Origin of the sequence: Streptomyces tricolor (assembly GCF_002155905.1) — a bacterium.
Taxonomy (GTDB): Bacteria; Actinomycetota; Actinomycetes; order Streptomycetales; family Streptomycetaceae; genus Streptomyces; species Streptomyces tricolor.
In genome coordinates, this window is record NZ_MUMF01000484.1 from 1 (window position 1) to 9,869 (window position 9,869).

7 protein-coding genes are annotated in these 9,869 nt (G+C 73.6%); 5 read left to right on the forward strand and 2 right to left on the reverse strand.

Annotated elements, in window-relative coordinates; genetic code table 11:
- From CCN44_RS30605 to CCN44_RS30615, 3 genes are all read left to right on the forward strand, one after another.
- Nucleotides 1-651: MGH1-like glycoside hydrolase domain-containing protein (locus CCN44_RS30605; RefSeq protein WP_414820528.1), on the forward strand; the 651-nt coding region annotated here is incomplete at its 5' end.
- Nucleotides 652-713: 62 nt separating this feature from the next.
- The gene (locus tag CCN44_RS30610) at nucleotides 714-2,651 is read left to right on the forward strand and encodes an amylo-alpha-1,6-glucosidase (RefSeq protein ID WP_059249420.1); all 1,938 of its coding nucleotides are present in this window, start codon (nucleotides 714-716) and stop codon (nucleotides 2,649-2,651) included.
- A gap of 178 nt (nucleotides 2,652-2,829) precedes the next feature.
- A complete protein-coding gene (locus tag CCN44_RS30615; protein WP_237481055.1) occupies nucleotides 2,830-4,590 on the forward strand; it encodes an alkaline phosphatase family protein in 1,761 nt (586 codons plus the stop codon).
- A 65-nt stretch (nucleotides 4,591-4,655) separates the two neighbouring features.
- On the opposite strand, the gene dusB is transcribed toward CCN44_RS30615, so the two are convergent.
- Together dusB and CCN44_RS30625 are read right to left on the reverse strand one after the other, a co-directional pair.
- Nucleotides 4,656-5,789, reverse strand: coding sequence for a tRNA dihydrouridine synthase DusB (gene dusB / locus CCN44_RS30620; protein WP_059249422.1), 1,134 nt, complete (start codon nucleotides 5,787-5,789; stop codon nucleotides 4,656-4,658).
- A 56-nt stretch (nucleotides 5,790-5,845) separates the two neighbouring features.
- Entirely contained in the window at nucleotides 5,846-6,712 is an 867-nt protein-coding gene (locus tag CCN44_RS30625) for a helix-turn-helix transcriptional regulator (protein WP_059249424.1), read from the reverse strand.
- A 102-nt stretch (nucleotides 6,713-6,814) separates the two neighbouring features.
- On the opposite strand from CCN44_RS30625, the gene CCN44_RS30630 reads away from it, so the two are divergent.
- Both CCN44_RS30630 and CCN44_RS30635 read left to right on the forward strand, forming a co-directional pair.
- The gene (locus tag CCN44_RS30630; protein ID WP_086701226.1) at nucleotides 6,815-8,278 is read left to right on the forward strand and encodes an MFS transporter; all 1,464 of its coding nucleotides are present in this window, start codon (nucleotides 6,815-6,817) and stop codon (nucleotides 8,276-8,278) included.
- 61 nt (nucleotides 8,279-8,339) lie between these two features.
- Nucleotides 8,340-9,791 (forward strand): MFS transporter, encoded by a 1,452-nt coding sequence (locus CCN44_RS30635; RefSeq protein WP_059254972.1) that lies wholly within the window; start codon nucleotides 8,340-8,342, stop codon nucleotides 9,789-9,791.
- Nucleotides 9,792-9,869 lie beyond the last annotated feature (78 nt).

Here is a 9,869-nt window from a genome sequence, read left to right on the forward strand (position 1 = left end):
GCCGGGGAGGGGGAGTTCGCCGTGGAGGACCCGGCGTTCAACGCCCTCCTCATCGCCTCCGAGTACGCCCTCGCCCGGATCGCCGAGGAACTGGGCGCGGCCGGCTCCGCCCGGCGGGAGCGCGCCGAGCGGCTGACGGCGACGCTGACGGAGCGGCTGTGGGACGCGGAGGCCGGGCTGTTCCGCTGCCGGGACCTGCGCGGCGGTGACACGCTCGTGCCCGAGCGCAGCGTCTCCGGCCTGATCCCGCTGCTGCTGCCCGCGCTCCCCCGGGACATCGTCGCCGCCCTGGTCCGCACCCTGGGCGGGCCGCACTTCTCGCTCGGCGACCGCACCCGGCTGGTCCCGAGCTACGACCTGCTCGGCGAGGCCTTCGACCCGCACCGCTACTGGCGCGGACCGGCCTGGTTCAACACCAGCTGGCTGCTGGAGCGCGGGCTGCGCGCGCACGGCGAGGGGGAGCGTGCCGACGCCCTGCGGGAGGCGGTGCTGGACCTCGCCGACGCGACCGGTTTCGCCGAGTACGTCGACCCGTACACCGGCGCCGCCTGCGGCGCGACCGGCTTCAGCTGGACGGCGGCCCTCGCGCTCGACCTGCATCACCGGCGGCCCGCACCGCGCGAGCGTCAAGAGCTGGACAAGAGCCCATAAAGAGGCGCACCCCCCACGGACACCGCACCGTTCGACAGGAGTGACAGAGGAGGGGACCGGGGATGACGGACCGGCATCATCTGCTTGTGCACGGCGCCACCTTCGCCGCCGTCGGCGACCGTGGCGACATCAGCGGGGTGCGGGGCGGCAGCTCCCCGGACGGGTTGTTCGTCCGGGACGCCCGGCACCTCAGCCGCTGGCAGCTCACCGTCGACGGTGCGGTGCCCGAGGTGCTCACCCCGGTGACGGACGGGGACGCGGCCCGCTGCGTGCTCGTCCCGCGCGGCGGCCGGCAGGAACCCCCGGCCCACACCCTCTTCCGGGAACAGGCCGTCGGGGACAGCTCGTTCGTGGAGTCCGTGAAGGTGACCAGCAACCGTCCGGTGCCCACCACCGTCCGGCTCGCGCTCACCGTCGACGCCGACTTCACCGACCAGTTCGAGCTCCGCTCCGACCACCGCACCTACGTCAAGACCGGCGTGGTGCGCGCCCGTGAAGTCCTCGCCGACGGCATCGAGTTCACCTACCGGCGCGCCGAATGGCGGTCCTGTACGACGATCACGGCCGAGCCGGCCCCCGACGCCGTGGAGGAGACGGGCACCGGCGCCCGCCGCCTGGTGTGGACCCTCGACCTCGAACCGCACGGCACGACCGAGCTGCTGCTGCGGGTGATCGCCCGCCCGCACGGCGAGAGGCGCGCCGTGCGCGTGCCCCGCGACCCCGCCGCCGTGCAGGATCAACTCCGCGCCAGAGAAGCCGAGTTCACGGAGGGCGTGGCCTTCCCGGCCGGCTGGCCGGAGCTGGCCGCGGCCTGCGCCCGGGGCCTTGCCGACCTCGCGGCGCTCCAGGTCCCGGCCACCGGTCCGGACGGCGAGGAACTGCGCGTGCCGGCGGCCGGCGCCCCCTGGTTCCTCACCCTGCTCGGCCGCGACGCGCTCCTCACCTCGCTGTTCGCTCTGCCGTACCGCCCGCAACTGGCCGCCGCCACCCTGCCCGCGCTCGCCGCCACCCAGGCCACCGGCGCCGGCGGCTCCCCGGTCGCCCAGCCCGGCAAGATCGTGCACGAGGTACGGCACGGCGAGCTGGCCCACTTCGGCCAGGTGCCGTTCGGCCGCTACTACGGCTCGGTCGACGCCACCCCGCTGTTCCTCGTCCTGCTCGGCGCGTACGTCGAGCAGACCGGGGACACGGCGCTGGCCCGCCGGCTGGAGCCGCACGCCCGGGCCGCCATCGGCTGGATGCTCGACCACGGCGGTCTCACCTCGCGCGGCTATCTCGTCTACCGCGCCGACGAGGGCGGCCTCGCCAACCAGAACTGGAAGGACTCCCCCGGCGCGATCTGCTGCGCCGACGGCACCCGGCCCACCGGCGCGGTGATGGCGGCGGGCGCCCAGGGCTACGCGTACGACGCGCTGCGCCGCACCGCGGGGGTGGCGCGGGGGGTGTGGGCCGACGAGACGTACGCCGCGCTGCTGGAGCAGGCGGCGGCCGATCTCCGGGACCGGTTCCAGCGGGACTTCTGGATGCGGGAGCGGTCCTTCCCGGCGCTGGCGCTGGACGGGCAGGGCCGGCAGATCGACGCGCTGGCCTCCGACGCGGGGCATCTGCTGTGGTCGGGGCTGCTGGACAAGGAGTACGGCGAGGTGGTCGGCCGACGGCTGCTGGAGCCGGACTTCTTCTCCGGGTGGGGCGTGCGGACGGTCGCCGCCGGCCAGGCCGCGTATCATCCGCTGTCCTACCACCGGGGATCGGTCTGGCCCCACGACAACGCGCTGATCACCCTGGGGCTCGCCCGCTACGGGCTGCACGACGAGGCCCGGACGGTCGCCCACGCGCTGGTCGACGCGGCGACGGTGGGCGGGCACCGGTTGCCTGAGGTGCTGGCGGGGTACGAGCGCGCGCCGCTGGGTTCGCCGGTGCCGTATCCGCACGCGTGCGGGAGGGAGGCGCGGTCCGCGGCCGCGCCGCTTGCTCTGCTGACGGCGGTGGGGGGCGCCTGAGGGGTGGGGCGGTGCGGTGGTCGGGCGATTGCGGGTGCGGGAAGGCGCTCGCGCCCACGCGGCGAAGCCGCACAGGGATACCGCCCCGCGCCCCTTCCTCTGCCACGGTCGGCTGTATTGACCTGGTGTTTGCCTGGTCGGCGTGAACGGTCTTCGCCGGGGAGCCGTACCGGAGGGCATGAGTGCGCTCCAGTCCGCCGAGGACGTGGCCGAAGAGATCACCGATGTCGCCCCACGCCCGTCCCGCCGCCCCTGGACCGCCTGGCCGGCGTGGCGGCGACGGTGGCGGGAGCGGCATCCGACCGCCGCTCAGGTGCTGTCCGTCACCGTCACCGTGCTCGCCGCCGCCCTCGTCGTCGGCGCCCTGGTGATGCCGAACACGGTCGTGCGGCTGGGCCCCGCGACGTTCTTCCGCCTACCCGCCGAAGCCATCGTCGGGGCCGCCGTGCTGCTCGCGCTGCCGCGGCGGCCCCGGGTGGCGGTGGCGGCGGCGTCCGGGGTCCTGCTCGGGGCCGTCACCGTGCTGAACGCGCTCGACATGGGGTTCAACCAGTACCTCGGCCGCAGTTTCAACGTCGTACTGGACTGGAGTCTGCTCGGTGACGCGGAGTCGTACCTGGAGGACTCCCTCGGACGCACCGCCACCCTCGCCGCGGTGGCCGGCGTGATCGCTCTCGTGCTGCTGCTCCTCGTGCTGCCGGCGCTGGCCGTGGTCCGGCTGAGCGGTCTCCTCGCCCGGCACCCCGGCACCGCGACCCGCGGCACGCTGATCGCCGGGGTCGTCTGGATCACCTGCTCCTCCCTGGGCGTGCAGATGGCGGGGGTGCCGTTCGCCTCCGACCGTACGGCGACCGCGCTGAAGACGCAGGCGCGCCGGGTCTCGGACACGCTGGCGGACGAGGCCGAGTTCCGGAAGGTGGCCCGGGTCGACGCGTTCGGGAACACGCCGGGCGGCCAGCTGGTCCCCGATCTGCGCGGCAAGGACGTGATCTTCACCTTCATCGAGAGCTACGGCCGGAGCGCGATCGAGGACCCGGTCATCTCGCCCGGCGTGAACCGGACGCTCGACGTGCGCACCAAGGCCCTGGCCGCGGCCGGCTTCCACGCCAGGAGCGGCTGGCTGACCTCGGCGACGTACGGCGGCAGCAGCTGGCTCGGCCACTCCACCACCATGTCGGGCCTGTGGATCAGCAACCAGCAGCGCTACCGCACCGTCATGGCCAGCGACCACCTCAGTCTGACCGGGGCGTTCGAGAAGACCGGCGCGTTCGACACGGTCGGTGTCATGCCGGGCGTGCAGAAGGGGTGGCCGGAGCAGAAGTGGTACGGCCTGGACAAGGTCTACAACGCCTTCCAGCTCGGCTACCGGGGGCCGAAGTTCAGCTGGTCGACCATGCCCGACCAGTACGCGCTCCAGCAGTACCAGGAACGGGTGCACAGCAAGCCGACGGCCGCCGGCAGGTCACGGATGTCGCTGCTCATCCTGACCTCCAGCCATCAGCCCTGGGCGCCGATCCCGAAGATGGTCGGCTGGGACCGGCTCGGTGACGGCTCGGTCTTCGCGGACATCGAGGCGGCGGGCAACAGGGCGGAGGACGTCATCGCCGACACCACGAGGTCCCGCGAGGAGTACGGCAAGTCGATCCAGTACTCGGTGACCGCGCTGACCGAGTGGCTGGAGCGGTACGGCACCGAGGACACCGTGCTGGTCTTCCTCGGCGACCACCAGCCGATCGCCCGCGTCAGCGGCAACCACGCCAGCCGTGACGTACCGGTCTCGATCGTCGCCAAGGACCCCCGCATGCTGGACAAGATCGCCGACTGGGACTGGACGGACGGCCTGCGCCCCGCCGAGGACGCACCGGTCTGGAAGATGAGCTCGTTCCGGGACCGCTTCCTCAGGGCGTACGGCTCGACCCCGCACCCGAAGCGGGGCTGACCGCCACCGGGGTCCGGGGCGGAGCCCCTGGCGGGGTCCGGGGCGGAGCCCCGGGGGGGCTCGGCTCAGCCGCCCGAGGTGTCCAGCTCCGCGTCCTCGGTCACGCCCGAGCAGTCGTACGGATCCTTCAGCCACCCGTCCGGCAGCACCACCCGGTTGTTGCCGGACGTACGCCCCCGCGGCCCCTCCGCCCCGACCGGCCACGGCTGATCCAGGTCCAGCTCGTCCAGCCCGGCCCGCAACTCCTCCAGGGACGACGTGATCGCGAGCCGCTTGCGCATCTCGGAACCGACCGCGAACCCCTTCAGGTACCAGGCGACGTGCTTGCGGAAGTCGACCACGCCCTTGGACTCGTCGCCGATCCACTCCCCGAGCAGCGTGGCGTGCCGCACCATGACGTCGGCGACCTCCCGCAGGGTCGGCCGTACGAAGTCCCCGGTGCGCCCCTCGAAGCCGGCCACCAGGTCGGCGAACAGCCACGGCCGCCCCAGGCACCCCCGGCCCACCACGACCCCGTCGCACCCGGTCTCCCGCACCATGCGCAGGGCGTCCTCGGCCGACCAGATGTCGCCGTTGCCGAGCACGGGGATCTCCGGCACGTGCTCCTTCAGCCGGGCGATGGCGTCCCAGTCGGCGGTGCCGCCGTAGTGCTGGGCGGCCGTACGGCCGTGCAGGGCGATGGCCGTCACCCCCTCCTCCACGGCGATGCGGCCGGCGTCGAGGTAGGTGATGTGGTCGTCGTCGATGCCCTTGCGCATCTTCATCGTGACGGGAAGGTCACCGGCCCCGGCGACCGCCTCCCGCAGGATGGCCCGCAGCAGGTTCCGCTTGTACGGCAGGGCCGAGCCGCCGCCCTTGCGCGTCACCTTCGGCACGGGGCAGCCGAAGTTCAGGTCGATGTGGTCGGCCAGGCCCTCCTCCGCGATCATGCGGACGGCCTTGCCGACGGTCGCGGGGTCGACGCCGTACAGCTGGATCGAGCGCGGCTGCTCGCTCGCGTCGAACTTGATCAGCTGCATGGTCTTCTCGTTGCGTTCGACCAGCGCCCGGGTGGTGATCATCTCGCTGACGAAGAGTCCCTTGCCGCCGCTGAACTCCCGGCACAGGGTGCGGAAGGGCGCGTTGGTGATCCCCGCCATGGGTGCGAGCACGACGGGCGGCGTCACGGCGTGCGGGCCGATGGAGAGCGGGTGGGTCATCGTCAGGGCTCCGGTACTGATGTACGGACGGGACACGGGCAAGCCCCCATTGTCCCTCATTCCCCCGACGGCTCCGACAGCTCGGCCAGCCGCTCCAGCCGCTCCTCGCTCTCCTCGTCGGCGGGCAGGTAGGCGACCACCCGGTGGGCCGGGGCCTGCGGGGCCAGCCACATGTTCCGGTGCTCCAGGCGGATCAGCCCGACCTCCGGGTGCCGGTACCGCTTGACGTGCGGGGACATCGGCGCCACCTCATGCCGCTCCCACAGCGTCCGGAACTCGTCGGAGGCCGCGAGGAGCCGGTTCAGCTGCTGCTTCCAGGCGGGTTCGGCCACATGCTCGGCCATGCCCGCCCGGTACTTGGCGATGAGGTCCCGCAGCATCTCGTCGCGGTCCAGGAAGTCCCGCTTCCAGCGCTCGCTGGTGGTCAGCAGCCACAGGCAGTTCCGGTCGGCCGGGGGCAGCTCGGCGGGGTCGCCGAAGAGCTGGGCGTAGGGGCGGTTGGCGGCGAGGACGTCGTAGCGGGCGTTCTGCAAGGAGGCCGGGTAGGGGGCGAGGCGCTCGACGACCTTCAGCGCGGTGGGGGAGGCGACCGGGCACTCGGCCTCGGTGCGCGGGTCGGCGGTTCCGGCGAGGGCGAACAGGTGGGCGCGCTCGGTGGGGTCCATGAGCAGGGCGCGGGCGACGGCGTCCAGCACCTGCGCGGAGACGTGGGCGGCGCGGGCCTGCTCGATCCACGTGTACCAGGTGATGCCGACCGCGGAGAGCTGGGCGACCTCCTCGCGGCGCAGTCCGGGGGTGCGGCGGCGGGGGCCGCGGGGCAGGCCCACCTGCTCCGGGGTGATCCGCTCGCGCCGGCTGCGCAGGAAGGCGGCCAGTTCCCGGCGCCTGATCTCCTTGTTCTCCTCGGGTGCCGCGGTGGTCATGGCACCAAGGGTGCCGTCCGGCCGCAGACCCGTGCCAGTTGGTGCCAGTACCTGGATAACCGCCGCCTGGTACCCGGCTGAGGGCCGGCGCAGGGTCGAGTCGTGACCACGACGACTCCACCTGTTCCGCCTGTTCCGCCGGTTCCTTCTGTTCCTTCTGCGACCACCGCCCCGCCCCGGGCGGCCCTCGGCCCGCTCGGACTGCTCACCCTGCTCCTCGGCACCGCCCTCCCGATGATCGACTTCTTCGTGGTGAACGTGGCGCTGCCGACGATCGAGCGCGATCTGCACGCTCCCGCGGCGACCCTGGAGATGGTGGTGGCCGGGTACGCGGTGGCGTACGCCGTGCTGCTCGTCCTCGGCGGCCGGCTCGGCGACTCCTACGGCCGGCGGCGGCTGTTCCTGTGGGGGGTGGCCGGATTCGGGCTGACCTCGCTGGCCTGCGGGCTCGCGCCCGGCGCCTGGTGGCTGGTGGCCGCGCGGGCGGCGCAGGGTGCCGCGTCGGCGGCGCTGCTGCCGCAGGTGCTGGCCACGATCCACGCGACGACGTCCGGGGAGCGCCGGGCCCGCGCGGTCGCCCTGTACGGCTCGGTGGGCGGGGTGTCCATCGTGTTCGGGCAGGTGCTGGGCGGGGTGCTGGTCGCGGCCGACCTTGCGGGCACCGGCTGGCGCGCGGTGTTCCTGGTGAACGTGCCGGTGGCCGCGGCGGCGTTCGGCTGTGCGCTGCGGTCGGTGCCGGACAGCCGGGCGGAGCGGCCGGCGCGGGCCGATCTGACGGGTACGGCGCTGCTGGCGGCGGCGCTGACCGCGCTGCTGCTGCCGTTGACCGAGGGACGGGCGGCGGGCTGGCCGCTGTGGTCGGTGCTGCTGCTGTGCGCGGCGCCGCTGCTGGCCCTGGCCTTCCACGGTGTGGAGCGGCGGGCGGAACGCACCGCCGGCAGTCCGCTGCTGCCGCCGTCGCTGCTGGCGGCGGGCGCGGTGCGCCGGGGCCTGCTGCTGGGGCTGCCGGTGTTCGTGGGCTTCGCGGGATGGATGTTCGTGACGGCGGTCACCCTTCAGCAGGGCCTCGGGTACGGGGCGCTGCGGGCGGGACTGACGCTGGTGCCGATGGGGGTGGCGCAGTTCGCCGCGTCGATGCTGGCGCCGCGAGCCGTACGGCGGTTCGGCGGCCGGGCGGTGACGCTGGCGGCGGTGGTGCACATCGCGGGCCTGGCGACGACGGCGGCGACCGTGCTGCTGGGCCCCTGGCCGCACCTGAGCCCGTTGGCGCTGGCTCCGGGCCTGGCCCTGTGCGGGGTGGGCCAGGGTCTTCAGCTCCCCCTCTACTTCCGGTTCCTGCTGGCGGCGATCCCGGACCGGCTGGCCGGTGCGGGCAGCGGGCTGGCGGCCACGCTCCAGCAGTCGTGCCTGGCGGTGGGGGTGGCGACGCTGGGCTCGCTGTTCCTGTCGCTGGTGCCCGGGGCGGGGATGCGCCGGGCGCTGGCGGTGGTGCTGGCGGTGCAGGCGGCGGGGCTGCTGGGGCTGGCGGCGCTGGGCCTGCGACTGCCCGGCAAAGATCATGTATAGGCCATTAGTTAGGCGAGTCATTAGTTAGACGCACTATCGAAGCAGGCGTACGATGGACGCCATGCCCGAGTTGAGCCATCGCCGACGCCTGCTCGTGCTCGCGATCTGCTGTATGAGCCTGCTGATCGTGAGCCTCGACAACACCGTGCTGAACGTGGCCCTGCCCTCGATGCAGCGCGATCTGCACGCCACCACCTCCGGCCTCCAGTGGACGATCGACGCCTACACGCTCGTCCTGGCCTCGCTGCTGATGCTCGCGGGTTCCACGGCCGACCGGATCGGACGCAAGCGCGTCTTCATGGCCGGCCTGACGGTGTTCACCATCGGCTCCGTCCTCTGCTCCCTCGCCCCGAACCTGGAACTGCTCGTCGCGGCCCGCATGCTCCAGGCGGTGGGCGGCTCGATGCTCAACCCGGTCGCCATGTCCATCATCACCAACACCTTCACCGACGCCCGGGAACGCGCCCGCGCGATCGGTGTGTGGGGCGCGGTGGTCGGCATCTCCATGGCGGCGGGCCCGCTGGTCGGCGGCCTGCTGGTGCAGTCGGTGAGCTGGCGCGCCATCTTCTGGGTCAACCTCCCGGTGGGCCTCGCGGCGCTGCTCCTCACCCTCCGCTTCGTCCCCGAGTCCCGCGCGCCCAAGGCCCGCCGCCCCGACCCGCTCGGCCAGCTGCTGGTGATCGCCCTGTTCGGCTCGCTGACGTACGCGATCATCGAGGCGCCGGAGTCGGGGGCCGGCCCGGTCGCGCCGTTCGCCGTCCTCGCGGTGGCCGCCCTCCTGGCCCTCCTGTGGTACGAGCCCCGCCGCGCCGAACCCCTCATCGACCTGCGCTTCTTCCGCTCGGCCCCGTTCAGCGGCGCCACCGTGATCGCGGTCAGCGCGTTCGCGGCCCTCGGCGGCTTCCTCTTCCTGTCCACCCTGTACCTGCAGAACGTCCGGGGCCTCGACGCCCTGCACGCGGGCCTGTGGATGCTGCCGATGGCCGTACCCACCTTCCTGTGCGCCCCGCTCTCGGGCCGCCTGGTGGGCACCCGCGGCCCCCGCGTGCCCCTGCTGGTGGCCGGTACGGCGATGACCGCGAGCGGCGTCCTCTTCGCGGCCTTCGAGGCGGAGACGGCCGACGCCACCCTCCTCCTCGGCTACGTCCTCTTCGGCATCGGCTTCGGCTTCGTCAACGCGCCGATCACCAACACGGCGGTCTCCGGCATGCCCCGCGCCCAGGCCGGCGTCGCCGCCGCCGTCGCCTCCACCAGCCGGCAGCTCGGCCAGACCCTCGGCGTCGCGGTGGTCGGCGCCGTCCTGGCCTCCGGCATCGGCGCGTCGCCGTACCGCGAGTCCTTCGTCTCGGCCGCCCGCCCCGGCTGGTGGATCCTCACCGCCTGCGGCCTGGCCGTCCTCGTCCTCGGCCTCCTGACCAGCGGCCTCTGGGCCCGCCGCACCGCGGAACGCACGGCGCGGAGCCTGGAGTCGGGGGACATACGGCAGGCGGTGGGGGCGGCGGAGCGGGCGTAGGGTCTGCCGCTCGGGTCATGCCGGCGTCGCGGGGCCCGGGCCGGCCGAGCGGCAACGCGCCTCACAGCCGACCTGATC